Genomic DNA, 19526 nt, shown 5'->3' on the forward strand with positions numbered 1-19526 from the left:
ACTCCAAATTGTAATTATTTTACATAATGATTCTTGTTGTTAATCCTTAATAGGTATAAGGATTTCATTTCTTCTAACAACTGGTTATATGATATCAGTTGAAGTTAGTCATTACTTATAATCAAAAGTTATAATTTAGGTTGATTAATGCTTACAGTATATTACAAAAGTGAGCTTTTTGTCGGTAAGTGTATATTTATCTGATTATTAAAATAATTTAGTGCGTTTTCAATTTGCTGGAACCAATCAGCGGGATGGGCTGTTGGAATTAAGACAGCACAGACGGTCAAAAGCACAGCAATAAAGCGTTCTCCGCGTTTACTGGACTTGCCGCGTAAGATGGGAAAACAAAAACGTGTTGGCAGAGGCCATAAAAAGGGAACCCCCGATGGAGTCAGCATATCAGCCACTAAATGGCTCATATAACCTAATAAAAATGCTTGGATAAGGTCGCTAGGTAAGTCCCAATAGTGAGGTAGCCATTGGTAGCTGCTGATCAGTAAGATTAGCCAAGCGATCAGACTGTGAGTGAATCCTCGATGCCCACACAGTTTTGATATAGGTAGTGAAATAATACGAAAAAGCCGCCCGAGAATAGATGAAGGATGGTCAATATCCGGCAATAAGGCACCTAGCAACACTCCTGGCACCATATGCAACCAATCACCCTGAGCGAACTCTGGGGTAATTTGCAATTTATGAGCCATTACAAGTGAGGCGACGGAAAAAAGCAGATGCCCTTCAGCAGTCATGGTGGATAAAATACCATCTGTTTATCTATACAGTAGGCGGGCAGTATAAAGGGTTTGTAGGAAATATGGTAGTGGGGGAGAGTTAAAAAAACTCTTATTTATTAGTTAATAACCGTAGATTTTTATACTTTTTTAAATTTCCCCTACGTGAAAAACGTAAGGGAAATCGAGTTCCGTTAACTTATTTAAGATTAACGTAAATTTTCTGGGCGTAAATCGTTCAATGAGGCGATTTTAACATCAGCCAAACCCCAGCGTGGGTCATTGAAATTCTTACTATCAGGCACGACGATAGAACGCATTCTTGCCGCTTTTGCAGAAATCATTCCATTAAAGGAGTCTTCTAAAGAAGCACAATGGATAGGCTTGGTGGATAACTCAGCGGCTGCTTTTAAATAAACTTCGGGATGAGGTTTACTTAATGGCAAGTCTGCTGCTGAAACGACGGCAGAAAAATAATGGCGGATATCAAATAAGTTAAGCACTTTTTCTAGCATATAATCTGGAGATGCAGATGCTAAAGCGATTTTTAGATCCATTGAGCGGCACAGTTCAAGTGCATGCTGTACACCAGGCAGTAATGGGCGTTTTTCTTCCACTAAACCAATAACGCGGTCAATAATACGCTGCTTTGTTGCTTCTAAGCTACAACCTTGCCAAGGAGATGCGTTGTACCAAAGTTCAACAACGTGATCGATACGTAAACCTAGAGTGTCAGGAAGAGTGTGCTTAATGGACAAATCGACGCCTAACTCTGCAAAAACTTCATCTTCCCCTTGTTCCCAAAAAGGTTCCGAGTCAATCAGCAAACCATCCATGTCAAAGATGACAGATTGGATAGGTAATTTATGATACATAGCAAACTCCATTCATTTAGATACCCGCTTAAAAAGAGGGTGGGGATTGTCGCTGTACTTTAATCACAGTCATTTTGGTTTCTGAAACGATTCTAACAAGCTATGACTTGGGGTTATAGAGATATATGTGCTATCACATGATTTTATTAGAAATTTGAGTTTAGTTATTGATGTGAATTCAATTCAATTTTTGAATAATCCGAAACTCGGTTTTTAACTATCATTTTTTTATAGAAATTTGGAGCCAGCAAATATTATCGGCTATGATTAGCGTAGAAAAACACTTTAAGGAATAGTTGTAATGAATTACCACAAGGCAAATTCTCTTGCGATTGGCAAACGTATTTTGGGCTGGATCGTATTTTTTGTGGCGTTAATTTCCACATTGACATCGCTAATTAAATTAGCGGCTCTGAAAGGAATTCAAGGCGAAGGAATTAATGCAGTTGCCAATGATTTTGTTAAATTAATGGCGGAGATGACTCGACAAAGTACGCCGTTTCTCAATGTATTTTGGAATAATTCACCAGTCCCTGAAGTGAGCCATGGTTTTTCAGGTAGCTGCATCGGATTTTTTGTTATTTTTATTTTCATCTTTGTGGGGCTTGCTTTAAGTGCTTCAGGTTTACGCATGTATCGACAAATTAAATTCATTCGCGAAAGTATTGAAGATCATGTCATTCTTGAAAATGCAAAAGGCAGTGAAGTGACCAAAGAAGAATTAGAAGCCAAAGTCACTATTCCTCGACATACTATTTTCAAACAGTTCTTTTTGATGTATTTCTGGCCGATTGTTTTAGGGATCGCCATTTATTTTGCATTGAAACTTCTGAATTGGTAGTTTTTCATGATGTGGCCGCTTTTCATTATGTTGATAGTGCCCGTCATGTTGATGTTTTCCCATCATGAAAATGCACAGCATCGGTATTTACTCCGTCGCTGTGCATCTCTTATTTCCGTCTATTTGACTCGTAGTTATTCGTCGTCTAGTAAATTATCAATAATGCTGCGAGCGTGCAGATAGCTCTGTTCATTACCAAACATATTGGCTTGATTGAGTAAGAAATAGAGTTGATAGATTGGTTGCCTGTCTAAGAAGCACGCTGGTAATGGCCAAACACTTTGGTACCCATCAATAATTTGAATCGGAATTTCTTTATATAATGGTAACATGGCGATATCACATTCCCGATCACCCCAATAACAAGCAGGGTCATAGAGTACGCCATCCATTTGGTTGGTGACCGCACAATTTGCAGGCCACAGATCCCCATGTAATAAAGAGGGCTGAGGTTGATGACCGGATAAGCGGTGTTTAACAATATCCACGAGTTGTTGAATATCACCAAAAACCATGCCTTTCTCAGATGCAATTTGTAATTGAAGACCAATACGTTTTTCTGCAAAGAATGCATTCCAACGCTTTTCCCACCCATTAGGCTGAACAATGGTACTGAGCATAGTATCAAAGTCGAACCCATAGCTCGGCTGTTCTTCCCATTGATGTAATCGCGCCAATTGTTGACCAAAATGCCAGGCATTGGTGCTATCAAAATGTTTTAACGGGAAATATTCGAGGAGAAGAAAGCTGTGGTGCTTGTTGCTACCCAAGCCGTAGACTTTGGGAACGGTGATGGTTTGGCTTTTCGCTAGCATTTCAAGCTGCTCTGCCTCTTGTTTAAAAAGAGGGAGAAACTCGCGGCGATTTTGTTTTACGAACACCGTATGCTCACCATAATCGATTCTTAAGGTGTGATGAATATCCCCACCAGAGAGAATCACTTTATTTCGCAGCTCTGCCTCACCAAAGTGTTCAATTAATAAACGATTCATCGCTTGCCACATGATCCACCTCGCTGTGATTTGGTCTTCACTCATACCATACTATAGCGTCAATTTAGGAATTAACAGTGATCATTGTTTAATAATTACGCCTTATTTCGAAATGATTGATGGCTGATTTTGTTCAAGAATTGGGAGAGGATTGATTTCGGCGATAATGGATGGATATCGCGTTTCTTCTTTTATATAGAGCAAACTTCAAGATAAAAGAGAGTCGAATAGAAGAAAGAAAAAGCTGAATAGGTTTTCACCGTATTCAGCTGAGGTTGATGACAAAGAGGGATAAAAGCGTGGTTTTTCCCTCTTTGTGTTATCAGGCGAAAATCAATAAATTGATTTTCCTCGTTAATTTTACAACCCAAACGAGCCATTTCCAAACCTGATGGGTTTGTCAATGGCCTGAGCTGAATAGGTTTTCACCGTATTCAGCTTTATATCATTAGGCAGTATGCAAATCTTGGCGTGTGCTATGGGATTTGCGGCGCGCGAGGATTAATTTGCTATAGAGCAGGGCGATAACAAAGTAGGCCGCTTGGATCACAACAATCGTTGGGCCTGTTGTCGCATTAATATGGAAGCTGACAATCGTACCCAGCACGCTGGAGGTGACTGAAGCGATAATTGCTATCACCAACATCCAACCAAAGCTACGGCATAGAACAAAGGCGATGATCCCCGGTGAAATCAACATTGCAATCACCAGAATGATCCCGACAGCTTGCAGTGATGCCACGATGGTTAAAGCTAATAGAGAAAGTAATCCGTAATGTAGCCATTTAACCGGCAAGCCGATAACACGTGCTTGATTTGGGTCAAAGCAGTACAGCATAAAGTCTTTACGTTTGAGTAAGATAATCGCAATAGTTATCCCCGCAAACAGTAAGATTTGTTTAAACTCTTCGTCGGTGATCCCCAAAATATCCCCGAATAAAATATGGGTAAGATGTTGTTCAGTATCAATTTTTGCGAACATTACCAAGCCGACAGCAAACATACCCGAGAAGACAATACCCATGACGGTGTCTTCTTTTATTCGACTGTTCTCTTTTAAATAGCCGGTAGCAACGGCGCAAAATAGCCCCGAAACAAAAGCCCCAATAGCAAGCGGAATGCCAATGAGTGATGCAATGATAATTCCGGGTAATACTGCATGGGAGATGGCGTCTCCCATTAATGACCAACCTTTCAAGACTAAAAAGCAGGATAAAATAGCGCAGACGGTTCCCGTAACAATCGCCGTAATCAAGGCTTTTTGCATAAATGGAAATGCGAAAGGATCCATCAGTAAGTCCATAAAATCACTCATGGGTGGCTCCTTGCTGTTTACGGTGATGCAAGTCAGCGACTTCGCTACGGGCTTTGCGACGAGAGGCAAACAGCCCGTGTTTTGGAGCAAAGAAGAATGCCAGTAAGAAAATTACTGTTTGGAACGTAACAATTAGCCCGCCCGTTGCCCCATTTAAAAAGTAGCTGAGGTAGGCACCAATTGCGCTGGTGGCAGTACCGATAGAGACGGAAATGATCAGCAATGTTTTAAATTTATCTGTCAGTAAATAGGCAGTGGCACCTGGCGTAACCACCATCGCAATGACCAATATCGCTCCAACGGTTTGCAGTGCGGCAACGGTACATGCGCTTAATAAGGTGAAGAAAATGATTTTTAGGCGTAGTGGGTTTAAGCCAATGGAACGCGCATGGCTTTCGTCAAAAAACACGGCCAGTAAGTCTTTCCATAGGCACATCAGGACAATAAATGAAACGGCAATGATAATCTCGACTTGAAGCACGTCAGCATCGGCGATCCCCAAAATATTACCGAAGATAATACTTTGCACGTTTACTGAGGTTGGGTTCAACGAAACAATTAATAACCCCGCCGCAAAAAAGGTGGAAAAGATAAAGCCGATAACGGCATCTTCCCGTAAGCGGGTGAGATGTTTAACAAATGTCATGGCGAGGGCGGCGAGAATACCTGTAAAAAAAGCCCCCGCAGCGTAAGGTAATCCAAGCGCATAAGCGCCCGCCACACCGGGCACAACAGAGTGGGAGAGGGCATCTCCCATCAACGACCAACCTTTGAGCATTAAATAAGCTGATAAGAAAGCACACACCGCTCCGACGATGGCACTCACCCATATGGCTTTAACCATAAAGTTGTACTCAAAGGGTTGCAGTAACAACTCAATCATTCAGATTCCTTAGGCTGATTTTTTCTAACCGGTGCATCGTGATCGTGACCATAGAAGACGGCGGCGCGTTCATCATCAGTAATTACCGTGACAGAGCGTGGGTCATCATCGTCGTGAAGCTCTTGACCAGACAGGTTAATATGACGTAGTACGCCACCAAATGCTTTTTGCAGATTACGCTGAGTAAAGGTGGTTTCTGTTGGACCACTCGCCAACACTGTGCGGTTTATTAAAATCACATGGTCACAAAATTCAGGCACACTTCCCAAGTTATGGGTTGAGACTAGAATTAAATGACCTTCATCGCGCAGACTGCGGAGTAGGTCAATAATGGCATTTTCTGTTTTTACATCGACCCCTGTAAAGGGTTCGTCGAGTAATAGAACTTTACCTTGCTGGGCGAGGGCGCGAGCCAAAAACACCCGTTTTTTCTGACCACCAGAAAGTTCACCAATTTGGCGATGCTCCAAACCCGCTAAATCTACGCGTTCTAAAGCCATTTTTACGGCTTCTTTGTCTTCCTTTTTAGGAATACGAAAGAAGCCCATTTTGCCATAACGCCCCATCATCACCACATCAGAAACTAGCACTGGAAAATTCCAATCCACTTCTTCTGTTTGTGGAACGTAGGCAATCACATTCTCTTTTAATGCCGCTTTAATCGGCTGATCATTGAGGGTCACACTACCAGACGATGGTGTGACTAATCCCATAATGGTTTTAAACAGTGTTGATTTACCACTTCCGTTCACGCCCACAAGGGCGCAAATGGAGCCACCGTGAATATTGAAACTTGCATCATAAATCGCGGTATGACCATTGTTGTAAGTGACAGTTGCGTCATCAACAACCAGAGTCGGATGTTCAAATTGATTTGTATGGCTCATTTACTGTGAAAATCCTTTTGCGATAGTATCGACGGTTGTGTTCAGCAGATCTATGTATGTTGGTACAGGGCCTTCAGCGGTTGATAGCGAGTCGACGTATAATACTCCGCCGTATTTCGCGCCAGTTTCTTTACTGACCTGCAGAGCTGGCTTGTCTGAAATGGTACTTTCGCTGAAAACAACGGGAATGTTGTGTTCACGAACTGTATCAATCACTTTTTTAACTTGCATTGGTGAGCCTTGCTCTTCAGCATTGATTGGCCACAAATAGACTTCTTTAAAGCCATAATCTTTAGTGAGGTAGCTAAATGCGCCTTCACTGGTCACTAACCAACGCTTATCTTCAGGAATACGATTTAAACGTTCACGTAAAGGTGCATCAAGCGCCGCAATTTCTTGGGAATATTTTTTCGCGTTAGCATTATAAATGTCGGCGTTTTCTGGGTCATATTTCACCAGCGCCTTACGGATATTTTCGATATAAATTTGTGCGTTAGCAGGTGACATCCAAGCGTGAGGATTAGGATTATCTTTATATTCCCCTTCACGGATTGGCATAGGTTCAATGCCTTCAGTGACGACAACTGCAGGCACATCTTTAAGGTTTTCAAAGAAACGCTGGAACCAAACTTCCAGATTCATTCCGTTCCATAAGATAAGGTTAGCATCGTAGGCTTTCATAATATCTTTTGGTGTCGGTTGATAACCGTGGATTTCTGCACCCGGTTTAGTGATGGATTCGACAATTGCGGCATCACCGGCTACATTTTGAGCAATATCTTGTATTATAGTAAATGTGGTGACCACTTTAAATTTTTTAGCCAAAGCAGGTTGGCTGACAAATAAAACGGCAGCTAATGCAATGAATGTGGTACGTAATAGCGTTGATAATCGGAATAAACAGTTTGTCATAAAATAGATCCTAACGTTGGGTCGCGAGTTCTATGAACTAAATTAATCTCATTAAATGGTTAATCTAAATAAGTATGTTATTGGGCTTGAATGTATTTTCTCATTTATATTGACCTATTTGACTCTACAATGAGTATGGTCTTTCAGGCTGATAGTATTTATATCCCAACTGATAATGATTATCAATATCAATTATGAAAAATCCCGTTAAATGGTAAAAGGGGTATTTTTGTAATCGATGAGTTGCTGGCTATCATTATTATTTAACATGACTAAAACACGTCCAGAAGTAAAAGTTAAGTAAAAAATGTATTATTTTTCTAAAGATTAGCTATTCTTTTGGTGTTTTAATTTGCAGAGGATACAACAGTGAAAAAAATGGTCGGCAGTGCGCTTGTACTTTTGCTATTGGCAGGTTGCTCAAGTGATCCCAATAAAACAGCGAACAGAACAAGAATGCTAGATAATCGCAATCAAATGCCAAATACGACAGCCAATACTAGTTATCCACGAACTCCATATGATGAGTTTATTCGTGAATCCGCGAATCGTTATAGTGTGGATGAAACACTGATTAGAGCCATTATTGAAGTAGAATCTAACTTCCGACCAGAAGTGGTGAGTAAATCTAATGCCATTGGTTTAATGCAAATTAAAGCGTCAACAGCAGGGCGTGATGCATATCGTTATCAAGGGCGTTCTGGTGAACCAAGTTCTAACGATTTAAAAGATCCACGTAAGAATATTGATATCGGTACAACCTATATTCGTATTCTCAAAGAACAACATTTGGCGGGTATTAGCCACCCGCAAACTATGTATTATGCGACCGTTGTGGCTTACGTGAATGGGGCCGGGGCATTACTAAGAACATTTGATAATGATAAAACTAAAGCTATTGCGATGATAAATAACTTATCACCAGAAGAGTTTTATCAACATGTTCAGTCTAAACACCCCGCGCCGCAGGCTCCACGTTATTTGTGGAAAGTTAAGAATGCGTATAATGCATTAGCGGTGAATTACTGATATTCCGTCATTAAGTGTGGGAGCTGCGCGATAATTTCAACGATACCGTTGATGACAAATTGCACTCCCATACAAATTAATAAAAAACCCATTATCCGCCCAATTGCATCAATCCCACTGTTCCCTAGCCATTTCATAATTGACGTCGCTCCCCGTAGCCCAATCCAAACAATCACACTGGCGATCAGAAAAACAATAATGGGTGCGACAGTGATAACCCATGGCGCAAAACCAATATCCCCTTGCAAAGAAGCGGTGGAACTAATAATGATCGCGATGGTACCAGGGCCTGCAGTACTTGGCATTGCGAGAGGGACGAATGCGATATTTTGGTTACCTTGACGTTTTTTGGGAACACTTAAATCGTCAGTGGAGACATTATTGTTATCTTCACTATTATCTGAATTAGGAAATAGCATCCCAAAACCAATAAAAACAACAATAAGCCCACCTGCAATACGTAGCCCAGGAATCGAAATTCCGAAGGTGTTCATGACTAATTGGCCAGCATAGAAAGCAACGAGCATGATACAAAAGACATAAATTGCAGCCAGCAGTGATTGGTGGTCACGTTGTTCTTTGGTCATGTTGGCGGAAATACTGAGCATCACGGCAATGGCGGTCAGTGGGTTAGCCAGTGGAAGGAGTAAAACTAAGCCAAGGCTAACGGCTTGAAAAAGTTGTAAAATATCTTGCATGTCGAAAATTACCCTCCAAATTAATCTAGAATGGCTTCTCGTTGGAACTATAACAAACATTGTTACTAATTTGTGGAATCAGAAGGGTATTCTCCCACCAAATTTAGGACAAAGAGATTTTTTTACGTGAGATTGCGTAATGTTTTTACTTAATGAATGACAAAGTTGTTCACATTAACTGTGGATAACATCCCGATTCATGTGTGAATAAGTGTAATTATTTGTTGAATAACAAAGGGGTATGTCACTGGATTAAAAACATTCAATATTTTGAGCAAAAAAAAACCTTTTTATGTGAGATAAAAAGGTCAAGGGCATTATTGCTAGAGGGGGTTTATGTTCATTTGTTAGTGAGTATATACAGTGCTATCTGTTTTACTGACAGGTTATGTAAATTCGTTAAAAGATTATTGTCAGACGATAATCTTATTTCTTGGTAATATAATTGGAATATTCTTTACAAACTCTTTTTTATTTTAAAAACTGCTTTACGGTTTATTGTGTATTCTAAATTTCATGTTAAATAGAATTTTAGGATAGCCAATGAGAAAGTTACTGTCACCATTAGTTACTTCATCAATGCTGCTTGTTTTGGCTATTGCCGCTGTGCTGATCCTGTTCCCACAAACGTGGAAACAATCTATTTTTCCTTCGCTCTCTCAATTATTACCAGATTCAGTTAATTCCTTTATGGTACAAAACGGATTGGCGAATAATGCGTGTGATAATTTAGAAAATAATTTAAGAAGTTTTGCAGATTATCTGCAAGCAAATGCAGACGTTGTTGAAGTGAAGGGAATGAATGGATTAGAAGAGCAAATTGCTAATATTCAAGCCAGATTAAATAATTTACCCAGCGATGTGCGTAATTCTGTATGCCAACAAGAGTATGCCAATCTTGAAGGTCTAAAAAGCGTTTTTTCTTTAGGATACCGTTCATAAAATAACAGAGTATTCATTTACACTGTGTTATTGAATATTATTGATATCGGTGCCAATTCTTATCGTTTTATCCATGATATGCTTACCATATGAATATCAATTTAGGATCTGTGATGAGCATATTTAAACTTCCATTTGTGAATTGGTTAGTACTTAATGGATTTGCTGCTTATTATCTGCATATCAAAGAGGGCTTTTTCTGGAGTTTTTCTGGTTGGATGGGGATTATCGGCATCCTGATTGCCTTAGAGGCTTTCGGCTGGATTGGCGCAAGTTTATATTATTTTGTTCAGCAAAAAACCTCACCAAATCCTATTAGCCCCGCATCTTCTCTTATTACTAGGGGCCCTTATCGGTTATCTCGTAATCCGTTATATCTTGCTTTTACCTCGATGAGTTTAAGCTTCGCTTTGTTTTCGCATTCACCTTATTTTTTGGTTTCAGGTTTGGTCTTTTGGTTAATTACTGACTTATACACCATTCCCCAAGAAGAAAAATTCTTATCTGAACGTTTTAAAGAGGAGTGGCGTACTTATACTCAGCAAACACGACGCTGGCTATAATTCATATTGGTTTAATCTGTTGGTTTTTTATTTTTTATAAGTGATATCACCTATTTAATGTTGAGTTATTGCTATTATTATCTATTAATTTAGCTTTCGATGCGAATTTTGATATTTTTCAAGGCGGTTTCCTTTTTGTACATATAAACTGGTATAACCCATAGACTTGTGAGGTTATTGCCGTGAACAAAAAAGTGTTATTAGGTGCTATCGTTTCTTCAGTATTACTGTATTCGGCATCAGCTGTAGCATGCCCTTACTGCAATGGAAACTATGATCACCGCTATCAAAACAATTACCATCAGAACAATTATCGCCAAAACAATGAAATCGCTAAGTTAGCGAAAGAGTTTGATGATAAGCGTTTTGAATTGAACAAACTGTACGATGCTGGCGCCAAAGATGATGACCCGAAAGTAAAAACGCTGGTGAAAGAGCTTGATGACTTATCACTGCAACTTCGAAACGAAGAAGACAAACAATATAACCGCCCATATCGTGATGGTGGATAGGGTGGGCGCGGTAACCATCGCGGTTGTTGGTAACGTTTTGTTGTAATAAGGCTATTCAAAGTCATGTTGGGTAGCCTTTTTGTCTTTTTTCACAGGATGATGGAATGATATTTTTCTCCCCTTAACGATTTATCGTGAAAAAGTGTGGTGAGAGATGAAAAAAGTAATAATTACCGCGTTAGAGCATCCCACAACCCTAAATATTTCATTATCGCGTTCAAAATCACGTATTGAATGGTTACCTGAATATGCAGTGAGAACGGATTGCAATGGCTATGATCATAATATTCTTATTATGATGGCGGATTAAACGTTAATGAGCCCTGAGCATCAGTAATTTTAGCGCTACAATAATCAACAACTGGCTATCGCCATAAAATATGTCTGTGTTATGATTACGAGTTGAGTTGCTAGCGATGTGCATAATTGCGTTATCAATTATATCTGCTTTAGCTTATATAATGTGTACATAATTATGTACCTATCTCGCATAGTGAAGTGAGAAATCGTCAGTAACGTATTGATTTATAAACTTTGGAATAATCAAGCAAGTGATCTTTCGTGTGGGTCACCACTGCTGATAAGGATTTTTTAATGCCTGTTATTACTCTTCCTGATGGAAGTCAGCGTCAATTCGACCATGCAGTTTCTGTCATGGATGTGGCTCGCGATATCGGCGCCGGTCTAGCAAAAGCATGTATAGCTGGTCGTGTTAATGGTGAGCTGGTAGATGCTTGTGAACTGATCGAGCATGACGCAAACCTGTCAATTATCACGAGTAAAGATGATGATGGTCTAGAAATCATTCGTCACTCTTGTGCTCACTTATTAGGTCATGCAATTAAACAATTGTGGCCAAATACCAAAATGGCAATCGGTCCAGTTATCGACAACGGTTTCTATTATGATATTGACCTTGACTATACGCTGACCCAGGAAGATTTGGACAAGCTAGAAAAGCGTATGCTTGAGCTTGCCAAAACAGATTATGATGTGGTTAAAAAACGTGTTTCTTGGGCAGAAGCTCGTGAAACATTCGTAAACCGTGGCGAAGATTATAAAGTTGAAATCTTGGATCAAAATATTAGCCAAGATGATCGCCCAGGTTTATATCACCACCAAGAATATATTGATATGTGTCGCGGTCCACACGTACCAAATATGCGTTTCTGTCACCACTTTAAATTACAAAAAGTGGCAGGGGCATACTGGCGTGGTAACAGCGATAATAAAATGCTGCAACGTATTTACGGTACTGCATGGGCAGATAAAAAGCAGCTTGCTGCATATCTGCTGCGCTTAGAAGAAGCGGCGAAGCGTGACCACCGTAAAATTGGTAAGCAATTAGATTTATATCATATGCAGGAAGAAGCGCCGGGTATGGCATTCTGGCATAACGATGGTTGGACAATTTTCCGTGAACTGGAAACTTTTGTACGTACCAAACTAAAATCCTACAATTACCAAGAAGTTAAAGGCCCATTTATGATGGACCGCGTATTGTGGGAAAGAACAGGTCACTGGGAAAACTACAAAGATGCAATGTTCACAACCTCATCTGAGAACCGTGAATATTGTGTTAAACCAATGAACTGCCCAGGTCACGTTCAGATCTTTAACCAAGGGTTAAAATCATATCGTGATTTACCACTGCGTATGGCAGAATTTGGTAGCTGCCATCGTAATGAGCCATCAGGTGCACTGCATGGTTTAATGCGCGTACGTGGCTTTACCCAAGACGACGCCCATATCTTCTGTACTGAAGATCAAATTTTGGGCGAAGTGACTAGCTGTATTGAGATGATTTATGACGTTTACAGCACTTTCGGTTTCGAAAAAATCGTTGTAAAACTGTCTACTCGCCCTGAAAAACGTATCGGTACAGACGATATGTGGGATACAGCAGAAGCAGACTTAGCCAATGCGCTGAAGTCGAAAGGTATTGAGTTCGAATACCAGCCGGGCGAAGGTGCATTCTACGGCCCGAAAATTGAATTTACACTGTATGACTGCCTTGATCGTGCATGGCAATGCGGTACTGTACAATTAGACTTCTTCTTACCGGGTCGTCTAAATGCTTCTTATGTTGGCGAAAATAATGAGCGTATTACGCCAGTTATGATCCACCGTGCGGTTCTGGGTTCATTAGAGCGCTTTATCGGTATCTTAACGGAAGAATATGCTGGTTTCTTCCCAACATGGTTAGCACCACAACAAGTTGTTGTGATGAACATTACAGATAGTCAAGCAGACTATGTTCAAGAATTAGTTAGCAAGCTGCAAAGTATTGGCATTCGTGCGAAAGCGGACTTACGTAACGAGAAAATCGGCTTTAAGATCCGCGAACACACCCTGCGTCGTGTTCCTTACATGTTGGTTTGTGGTGAGAAAGAAGTTGAATCAGGTAAAGTGTCTGTTCGTACCCGTCGTGGTAAAGATTTAGGCAGCCTTGATGTTAACGAATTCATGACTAAACTACAGGAAGAAATTCGCAGTCGTCAGCTCAATCAGATGGAGGAATAAGGTATTAAAGGCGGAAAAAAACTCCCAACAGCACGTCCGAATCGTATTAACGAAGAGATCCGTGCAACTGAAATTCGTGTTACTGGCATTGACGGTGAACAACTTGGTGTAATGAGTGTGCGTGACGCACTTGCCAAAGCGGAAGAGGCTGGTGTTGATTTAGTTGAAATCAGCCCAAACGCAGAGCCACCAGTTTGTCGAATCATGGATTACGGCAAGTATCTTTATGAGAAGAGTAAATCTCAGAAAGAGCAGAAAAAGAAACAAAAAGTTGTTCAGGTGAAGGAAATTAAATTCCGTCCAGGAACAGATGAAGGAGACTACCAAGTTAAATTACGTAGCCTCATTCGTTTCTTAGAAGATGGTGATAAAGCGAAAATCACACTGCGTTTCCGTGGTCGTGAAATGGCTCACCAACAAATCGGTATGGAAATGCTTAACCGCATCAAGGCTGATTTGGAAGAGCTCGCCGTCGTCGAATCATTCCCTTCACGTATTGAAGGGCGCCAAATGATTATGGTGATGGGACCTAAGAAAAAATAATAGGTCATGATTAAGAACGCGAGTGGGGATTGCACCTCACTCGCGTTTTTTTATTGATAGACCCAGTTATTTACATGATCCTTAGTGAATAATTTGAATATCTGCTTGAGTAATCTCACAATAAGCAGTAAAATCCGCGGTCGAATCGCTTTGTAAAACTCGCCTTGTTCGAGTTAAAGCTAAAAAAGAATATCGCGTTTGGGTAATAAGTTGTTTAAAAAGGCATTACCGAGGCGCTTGCTTTAGAGAATGTAGCAAATCTCTTTATCCAGTTGGAGGAATGAAGTATTAAAGGCGGAAAAAGAATCCCATCAACACGACCAAATCGTATTAATGATGAAATTCGTGTTCCTGAAGTCCGTTTAACCGGTTTAGACGGCGAACAGTTAGGCATCATGAGCGCGCGTGAAGCGCTTGAAAAAGCTGAAGAAGCAGGTGTTGACCTCGTAGAAATCAGCCCAAATGCTGAACCGCCAGTTTGTCGTATTATGGATTACGGCAAATTCCTTTATGAGAAGAGCAAGTCTCAAAAAGAACAGAAAAAGAAACAAAAAGTTGTTCAGGTGAAGGAAATTAAATTCCGCCCTGGTACAGATGAAGGTGATTATCAGGTCAAACTACGCAACCTGATTCGCTTTCTAGAAGATGGTGATAAAGCGAAAGTAACACTGCGTTTTCGTGGTCGTGAAATGGCTCACCAGCAAATCGGTATGGAAATGCTTAATCGCATCAAATCTGATTTGGAAGAGTTAGCATCTGTTGAATCATTCCCTTCGAAGATTGAAGGGCGTCAAATGATTATGGTGCTGGCACCGAAGAAGAAATAGTTAGGCAACCAAGTAATAGTTTCACAGTAATGTGAGTATTATTCGCCTAATTAATTCGTAGTTAATCACAATGCGAAGTTGGAAATAAAAGAAATGCCAAAGATTAAAACTGTACGTGGCGCAGCAAAGCGCTTTAAAAAAACTGCAGGCGGTGGCTTTAAGCGTAAGCATGCAAACCTTCGTCACATTCTGACTAAAAAGTCTACTAAGCGTAAACGCCATTTACGTCCGAAAGGAATGGTATCTAAGGGCGATCTGGGTCTGGTTGTTGCTTGCCTGCCTTACGCATAAGTAAACATTTAGTTAATTAAGAATAAAGACGATAGGAGATAGCTATGGCTCGCGCAAAACGTGGTGTAATCGCACGTGCACGTCACAAGAAAATCATGAAACAGGCGAAAGGTTACTATGGTGCACGTTCACGTGTTTACCGCGTAGCGTTTCAAGCGGTAATCAAAGCTGGTCAATATGCTTACCGTGACCGCCGTCAACGTAAACGTCAGTTCCGTCAACTGTGGATCGCGCGTATCAACGCTGCGGCTCGTCAGAACGGTCTGTCTTACAGCCGTTTCATCAATGGCTTGAAAAAAGCTTCAATTGAAATCGACCGTAAGATCTTAGCAGACATCGCAGTTTTCGATAAAGCAGCATTCACTGCTTTAGTTGAAAAAGCAAAAGGCGCTTTAGCTTAATGTTTGCTTGAAGAGAGGAAGGAAACTTCCTCTTTTCATTTATAATGTTTGTATTAAAAATCAGCTTGTGTTAATACTTTCAGTCTATATTAGTAACCTTAACCTTGTGTTTTTGAGACTATTTTAATGAACAACGTAATTTTTCGTTTCTTTTTTTACTTTAGCACCTGAATCTCGGGGGCTTTTGCGTATAGCGAGTAGAATAGAAACGAAAAGTTACGCTAAAGCCTCCGTTAGGAGGCTTTTTTGTTTTTGGTTTGATAGAAAATACAGTAAAATCAGTCAGGTATTCACATCTTATTAATATGATTGTGATGATAAATTTAGTGAATAACTAGCAAAAGACCGAGTGGTCATAAAGGGGAAACAATGCCACATCTCGCTGAATTGGTTGCACAGGCAAAAGCAGCCATTGAACAGGCCCAAGATGTTGCGACGTTAGAGTCAGTGCGTGTTGAATTTTTAGGCAAAAGCGGCCACTTCACACTCCAGATGAAAACGTTGCGTGATCTGCCTGCGGATGAACGCCCAGCAGCAGGGGCTGTGATTAATGAAGCTAAAGTCCAAGTTCAAGATGCACTGAACGCCCGTAAAGATGCAATGCAAGCCGATATTCTGAATGCACGTTTAGCATCAGAAAAAATCGACGTTTCATTACCGGGTCGCCGTATGGAAAATGGTGGATTACACCCAGTAACTCGCACCATTCAGCGAATTGAAGAATTTTTTGGTGAATTAGGTTTCTCTGTTGAGACAGGGCCTGAAATCGAAGATGACTACCATAACTTTGATGCACTGAACATTCCTGCTCATCATCCAGCGCGTGCTGATCACGATACTTTCTGGTTTGATGCAAAACGTTTATTACGTACTCAAACATCTGGTGTGCAGATCCGTACGATGAATGGTCAGCAACCACCAATCCGTATTATTGCACCAGGTCGCGTTTATCGTAATGACTACGACCAGACTCACACCCCAATGTTCCACCAAACTGAAGGTCTGATTGTTGATAAAGACATTAGCTTTACCAACTTAAAAGGCACACTTCATGACTTCCTGAACAACTTCTTTGAAGAAGAAGTTCAAGTTCGTTTCCGTCCATCCTATTTCCCGTTCACTGAGCCTTCTGCTGAAGTTGATGTTATGGGTAAAAACGGCAAATGGCTGGAAGTATTAGGCTGCGGTATGGTGCACCCTAATGTATTACGCAATGTTGGTATTGACCCTGAGGTCTACTCTGGATTTGCATTTGGTATGGGAATGGAGCGTTTAACCATGTTGCGTTATGGCGTTTCTGACCTTCGTGCATTCTTCGAAAACGATCTTCGTTTCCTCAAACAGTTTAAATAAGGCGGGTCTATCTCATGAAATTCAGTGAACTATGGTTACGCGAATGGGTGAACCCGGCGGTAAGCAGTGAAGAATTATCAGACCAAATCACCATGGCTGGTCTGGAAGTTGATGGCGTTGAAACCGTTGCCGGTCAATTCCATGGTGTTGTTGTGGGGGAAGTTGTTGAATGTGGACAACACCCTAACGCAGATAAACTGCGTGTCACGAAAGTGAATGTTGGCGGCGATCGCTTATTAGATATCGTATGTGGCGCACCAAACTGCCGCCAAGGCTTACGTGTTGCCGTTGCAACCGTCGGCGCTGTATTGCCGGGTGATTTCAAAATTAAAGCAGCGAAATTACGTGGCGAACCGTCTGAAGGCATGCTGTGCTCATACTCTGAGCTAGGTATTTCTGATGATCACAGTGGCATTATTGAGTTACCGCAAGACGCTATTATCGGTACTGACATCCGTGAATACCTAAAATTAGATGATCACGCGATTGAAATCAGCATTACACCAAACCGTGCAGATTGCTTAAGTATCTTAGGTGTGGCGCGTGATGTCGCGGTTATCAATAAATTAGATTTAGTTGAACCTGCAATCAGCCCAGTGGCAAGCACAATTAAAGACACATTCCCAATCCGTGTTGAAGCGCCTGCTGCATGTCCACGTTTCTTAGGTCGTGTTATCAAAAATATCGATGTTAGCGCACCAACGCCAATGTGGATGAAAGAAAAACTACGTCGTGGCGGTGTTCGTTCTATTGATGCTGTGGTTGATATCACAAACTATGTTCTGTTGGAATTAGGTCAGCCACAACACGCTTATGATTTAGATCGTTTAAATGGCGCAATCGTTGTGCGTATGGCGAAAGATGAAGAGAAGCTAGTACTGCTAGACGGTACTGAAGCGACTTTGAAATCTGACACGCTGGTTATTGCCGATGAAACTCAAGCTTTGGGTATCGCGGGTATCTTTGGTGGTGAGCACTCCGGTGTTAACACTGAAACCAAGAACATTTTATTAGAGTGTGCATTCTTCGAACCATTGGCTATCACAGGCCGTGCTCGTAATTACGGTCTGCACACTGATGCTTCACACCGTTTTGAACGTGGTGTTGACTCGCAGCTGCAATTTAAAGCGATGGAACGTGCAACAGCATTGATCGTCGATATTTGTGGTGGCGAAGTCGGTGAAATCATTGACGTTTCTAGCAAAGCACATTTACCAAAACCAGCAAATATTAAGCTGACGCGTAAAAAATTAGACCGTTTAATCGGTCACGTGATTGCAGACGAAACGGTGACCGATATCCTGAAACGTTTAGGTTGCCAAGTCCAAGTTTCAGAAGATTGCTGGGATGTGGTGGCACCAAGCTGGCGTTTCGATATGCAAATCGAAGAAGATTTAGTTGAAGAAGTCGCTCGCGTATACGGATATAACAATATCCCAGATGTACCGCTGCGTGCTGATTTGATTATGACTGACCATAAAGAAGCTAATTTACCGCTGAAACGTATTAAAGCGATGTTAGTTGACCGTGGTTATCAAGAAGCGATTACTTACAGCTTCGTAGACCCTAAAATTCAGAGCCTATTACACCCGCAGGAAGAAGTACTTTCTCTGCCAAATCCAATCTCAGCTGATATGTCCGCCATGCGTTTGTCTCTGCTGACTGGTTTATTAGGCACTGTGGTCTATAATCAAAATCGTCAACAAAACAGAATTCGTTTATTTGAGACAGGTCTGCGCTTTACGCCTGATAATCAAGCAGAATATGGTATTCGTCAGGAAAACATGCTGGCGGGTGTGATCACGGGCAACAAATTCGATGAACATTGGTCATTAGATAAACAAGTTGTTGACTTCTTTGATTTAAAAGGTGATCTTGAAGCTGTTTTTGAATTGACTGGAAAACTAAATCAAATTACATTTAAATCTGAAGCACATCCAGCACTACATCCTGGGCAAAGTGCTGGGATTTATCTGGAAAATGAACATATTGGCTTTATCGGTGTTGTTCACCCAGAACTAGAACGTAAACTCGATTTAAATGGTCGTACAGTCGTGTTTGAAGTTCGTACTGATGCAATCGCACAGCGTGTTATTCCAGAAGCGAAAGCGATTTCGCGTTATCCGTCGAACCGTCGTGACATTGCTGTGGTTGTGCCAGAAACTGTAGCAGCTGCCGAAGTTTTAGCAGAATGTAAAAAAGTTGGCATAAATCATATAGTTGGCATAAACTTATTTGATGTGTATTGTGGTGAGGGGATAGCAGAGGGTTATAAGAGTCTCGCTATCAGTCTCGTCTTCCAAGATACTCAGCGTACCATGGAAGAAGAAGAGATTACCGCGACCGTTGATCTGTGTGTTGCTGCGTTAAAACAGCGATTCCAAGCCTCCTTGAGGGACTAAACT

General features: G+C 41.0%; 22 protein-coding genes and 1 other annotated feature. Of the genes, 14 read left to right on the plus strand and 8 right to left on the minus strand.

All coding sequences use genetic code 11. The features are described 5' to 3' along the window. Window positions 1-161: 161 nt before the first annotated feature. Together M5X66_RS06780 and hxpB are read right to left on the minus strand one after the other, a co-directional pair. Window positions 162-752, minus strand: coding sequence for a metal-dependent hydrolase (locus tag M5X66_RS06780; RefSeq protein ID WP_036950506.1), 591 nt, complete (start codon window positions 750-752; stop codon window positions 162-164). A gap of 191 nt (window positions 753-943) precedes the next feature. Next, a complete protein-coding gene (hxpB, locus tag M5X66_RS06785) occupies window positions 944-1609 on the minus strand; it encodes a hexitol phosphatase HxpB (protein WP_270103958.1) in 666 nt (221 codons plus the stop codon). A gap of 301 nt (window positions 1610-1910) precedes the next feature. Here hxpB and M5X66_RS06790 point away from each other — a divergent pair, with 301 nt between their 5' ends. After that, window positions 1911-2450 carry a YniB family protein gene (locus M5X66_RS06790; RefSeq protein ID WP_036950502.1) on the plus strand — a complete coding sequence of 180 codons (540 nt, stop codon included), beginning with the start codon at window positions 1911-1913 and terminating at the stop codon, window positions 2448-2450. Between the two features lie 134 nt (window positions 2451-2584). On the opposite strand, the gene M5X66_RS06795 is transcribed toward M5X66_RS06790, so the two are convergent. The 5 genes from M5X66_RS06795 to M5X66_RS06815 all read right to left on the minus strand — a co-directional run bounded on the left by M5X66_RS06795 (window position 2585) and on the right by M5X66_RS06815 (window position 7439). Continuing rightward, window positions 2585-3454: a fructosamine kinase family protein gene (locus M5X66_RS06795; RefSeq protein ID WP_270103959.1), complete on the minus strand. Its 870-nt coding sequence runs from the start codon at window positions 3452-3454 to the stop codon at window positions 2585-2587. Between the two features lie 436 nt (window positions 3455-3890). Further along, window positions 3891-4757 carry a metal ABC transporter permease gene (locus M5X66_RS06800; RefSeq protein WP_270103960.1) on the minus strand — a complete coding sequence of 289 codons (867 nt, stop codon included), beginning with the start codon at window positions 4755-4757 and terminating at the stop codon, window positions 3891-3893. Next, window positions 4750-5640: a metal ABC transporter permease gene (locus M5X66_RS06805; protein ID WP_108479029.1), complete on the minus strand. Its 891-nt coding sequence runs from the start codon at window positions 5638-5640 to the stop codon at window positions 4750-4752. The genes M5X66_RS06800 and M5X66_RS06805 overlap by 8 nt, the downstream gene beginning before the upstream one ends. Then, window positions 5637-6527: a manganese/iron ABC transporter ATP-binding protein gene (locus M5X66_RS06810; protein ID WP_036950494.1), complete on the minus strand. Its 891-nt coding sequence runs from the start codon at window positions 6525-6527 to the stop codon at window positions 5637-5639. The genes M5X66_RS06805 and M5X66_RS06810 overlap by 4 nt, the downstream gene beginning before the upstream one ends. Beyond that, window positions 6528-7439, minus strand: a complete 912-nt coding sequence (locus M5X66_RS06815) for a metal ABC transporter substrate-binding protein (RefSeq protein WP_108479028.1) — start codon at window positions 7437-7439, stop codon at window positions 6528-6530. A 369-nt stretch (window positions 7440-7808) separates the two neighbouring features. Between M5X66_RS06815 and M5X66_RS06820 the strand changes: the two genes are divergently transcribed. Continuing rightward, window positions 7809-8468: a transglycosylase SLT domain-containing protein gene (locus M5X66_RS06820; RefSeq protein ID WP_036950490.1), complete on the plus strand. Its 660-nt coding sequence runs from the start codon at window positions 7809-7811 to the stop codon at window positions 8466-8468. On the opposite strand, the gene M5X66_RS06825 is transcribed toward M5X66_RS06820, so the two are convergent. Next, entirely contained in the window at window positions 8462-9166 is a 705-nt protein-coding gene (locus M5X66_RS06825) for a MarC family NAAT transporter (protein WP_036950488.1), read from the minus strand. The two genes, M5X66_RS06820 and M5X66_RS06825, sit on opposite strands and share 7 nt — an antisense overlap. A 543-nt stretch (window positions 9167-9709) precedes the next feature. Here M5X66_RS06825 and M5X66_RS06830 point away from each other — a divergent pair. The 12 genes from M5X66_RS06830 (at window position 9710) to pheT (ending at window position 19523) form a co-directional block, all read left to right on the plus strand. Continuing rightward, window positions 9710-10108 carry a hypothetical protein gene (locus M5X66_RS06830; protein WP_187129004.1) on the plus strand — a complete coding sequence of 133 codons (399 nt, stop codon included), beginning with the start codon at window positions 9710-9712 and terminating at the stop codon, window positions 10106-10108. 113 nt (window positions 10109-10221) lie between these two features. After that, entirely contained in the window at window positions 10222-10671 is a 450-nt protein-coding gene (locus M5X66_RS06835; protein ID WP_132494820.1) for a methyltransferase family protein, read from the plus strand. 182 nt (window positions 10672-10853) lie between these two features. Next, the gene (locus M5X66_RS06840) at window positions 10854-11183 is read left to right on the plus strand and encodes a hypothetical protein (protein ID WP_270103961.1); all 330 of its coding nucleotides are present in this window, start codon (window positions 10854-10856) and stop codon (window positions 11181-11183) included. 154 nt (window positions 11184-11337) lie between these two features. Continuing rightward, on the plus strand, window positions 11338-11493 hold the full coding sequence (locus M5X66_RS06845; protein ID WP_154637390.1) for a hypothetical protein: 156 nt from the start codon (window positions 11338-11340) through the stop codon (window positions 11491-11493). 284 nt (window positions 11494-11777) lie between these two features. Next, window positions 11778-13706, plus strand: coding sequence for a threonine--tRNA ligase (gene thrS, locus M5X66_RS06850; protein WP_270103962.1), 1929 nt, complete (start codon window positions 11778-11780; stop codon window positions 13704-13706). A gap of 3 nt (window positions 13707-13709) precedes the next feature. Then, complete coding sequence (gene infC / locus M5X66_RS06855; protein ID WP_071992134.1) at window positions 13710-14249, plus strand: translation initiation factor IF-3; 540 nt, start codon at window positions 13710-13712, stop codon at window positions 14247-14249. A gap of 287 nt (window positions 14250-14536) precedes the next feature. Further along, the gene (gene infC / locus M5X66_RS06860; RefSeq protein ID WP_071992133.1) at window positions 14537-15076 is read left to right on the plus strand and encodes a translation initiation factor IF-3; all 540 of its coding nucleotides are present in this window, start codon (window positions 14537-14539) and stop codon (window positions 15074-15076) included. Between the two features lie 93 nt (window positions 15077-15169). After that, window positions 15170-15367 (plus strand): 50S ribosomal protein L35, encoded by a 198-nt coding sequence (gene rpmI, locus M5X66_RS06865; protein WP_004263702.1) that lies wholly within the window; start codon window positions 15170-15172, stop codon window positions 15365-15367. Between the two features lie 44 nt (window positions 15368-15411). Then, a complete protein-coding gene (gene rplT / locus M5X66_RS06870; RefSeq protein WP_006659451.1) occupies window positions 15412-15768 on the plus strand; it encodes a 50S ribosomal protein L20 in 357 nt (118 codons plus the stop codon). Window positions 15769-15888: 120 nt separating this feature from the next. Further along, window positions 15889-16019, plus strand: a sequence feature (Phe leader region). After that, window positions 15895-15939 (plus strand): pheST operon leader peptide PheM, encoded by a 45-nt coding sequence (pheM, locus tag M5X66_RS06875; protein WP_126437459.1) that lies wholly within the window; start codon window positions 15895-15897, stop codon window positions 15937-15939. Its footprint overlaps the feature before it by 45 nt. A gap of 118 nt (window positions 16020-16137) precedes the next feature. Then, a complete protein-coding gene (gene pheS, locus M5X66_RS06880; RefSeq protein ID WP_036950469.1) occupies window positions 16138-17121 on the plus strand; it encodes a phenylalanine--tRNA ligase subunit alpha in 984 nt (327 codons plus the stop codon). Window positions 17122-17135: 14 nt separating this feature from the next. Continuing rightward, window positions 17136-19523, plus strand: a complete 2388-nt coding sequence (gene pheT / locus M5X66_RS06885; RefSeq protein ID WP_036950467.1) for a phenylalanine--tRNA ligase subunit beta — start codon at window positions 17136-17138, stop codon at window positions 19521-19523. The last annotated feature ends 3 nt before the right edge of the window (window positions 19524-19526 follow it).

The organism is Providencia sp. PROV188, from assembly GCF_027595165.1.
GTDB classification, from domain to species: domain Bacteria; phylum Pseudomonadota; class Gammaproteobacteria; order Enterobacterales; family Enterobacteriaceae; genus Providencia; species Providencia lanzhouensis.

Bases quoted from the DNA above. Each gene is read 5' to 3' on its own strand.
- M5X66_RS06780 (WP_036950506.1), bottom strand. From the start codon at position 752: ATGACTGCTGAAGGGCATCTGCTTTTTTCCGTCGCCTCACTTGTAATG.
- hxpB (WP_270103958.1), bottom strand. From the start codon at position 1,609: ATGTATCATAAATTACCTATCCAATCTGTCATCTTTGACATGGATGGT.
- M5X66_RS06790 (WP_036950502.1), top strand. From the start codon at position 1,911: ATGAATTACCACAAGGCAAATTCTCTTGCGATTGGCAAACGTATTTTG.
- M5X66_RS06795 (WP_270103959.1), bottom strand. From the start codon at position 3,454: ATGTGGCAAGCGATGAATCGTTTATTAATTGAACACTTTGGTGAGGCA.
- M5X66_RS06800 (WP_270103960.1), bottom strand. From the start codon at position 4,757: ATGAGTGATTTTATGGACTTACTGATGGATCCTTTCGCATTTCCATTT.
- M5X66_RS06805 (WP_108479029.1), bottom strand. From the start codon at position 5,640: ATGATTGAGTTGTTACTGCAACCCTTTGAGTACAACTTTATGGTTAAA.
- M5X66_RS06810 (WP_036950494.1), bottom strand. From the start codon at position 6,527: ATGAGCCATACAAATCAATTTGAACATCCGACTCTGGTTGTTGATGAC.
- M5X66_RS06815 (WP_108479028.1), bottom strand. From the start codon at position 7,439: ATGACAAACTGTTTATTCCGATTATCAACGCTATTACGTACCACATTC.
- M5X66_RS06825 (WP_036950488.1), bottom strand. From the start codon at position 9,166: ATGCAAGATATTTTACAACTTTTTCAAGCCGTTAGCCTTGGCTTAGTT.
- M5X66_RS06830 (WP_187129004.1), top strand. From the start codon at position 9,710: ATGAGAAAGTTACTGTCACCATTAGTTACTTCATCAATGCTGCTTGTT.
- M5X66_RS06835 (WP_132494820.1), top strand. From the start codon at position 10,222: ATGAGCATATTTAAACTTCCATTTGTGAATTGGTTAGTACTTAATGGA.
- M5X66_RS06845 (WP_154637390.1), top strand. From the start codon at position 11,338: ATGAAAAAAGTAATAATTACCGCGTTAGAGCATCCCACAACCCTAAAT.
- thrS (WP_270103962.1), top strand. From the start codon at position 11,778: ATGCCTGTTATTACTCTTCCTGATGGAAGTCAGCGTCAATTCGACCAT.
- rpmI (WP_004263702.1), top strand. From the start codon at position 15,170: ATGCCAAAGATTAAAACTGTACGTGGCGCAGCAAAGCGCTTTAAAAAA.
- rplT (WP_006659451.1), top strand. From the start codon at position 15,412: ATGGCTCGCGCAAAACGTGGTGTAATCGCACGTGCACGTCACAAGAAA.
- pheS (WP_036950469.1), top strand. From the start codon at position 16,138: ATGCCACATCTCGCTGAATTGGTTGCACAGGCAAAAGCAGCCATTGAA.
- pheT (WP_036950467.1), top strand. From the start codon at position 17,136: ATGAAATTCAGTGAACTATGGTTACGCGAATGGGTGAACCCGGCGGTA.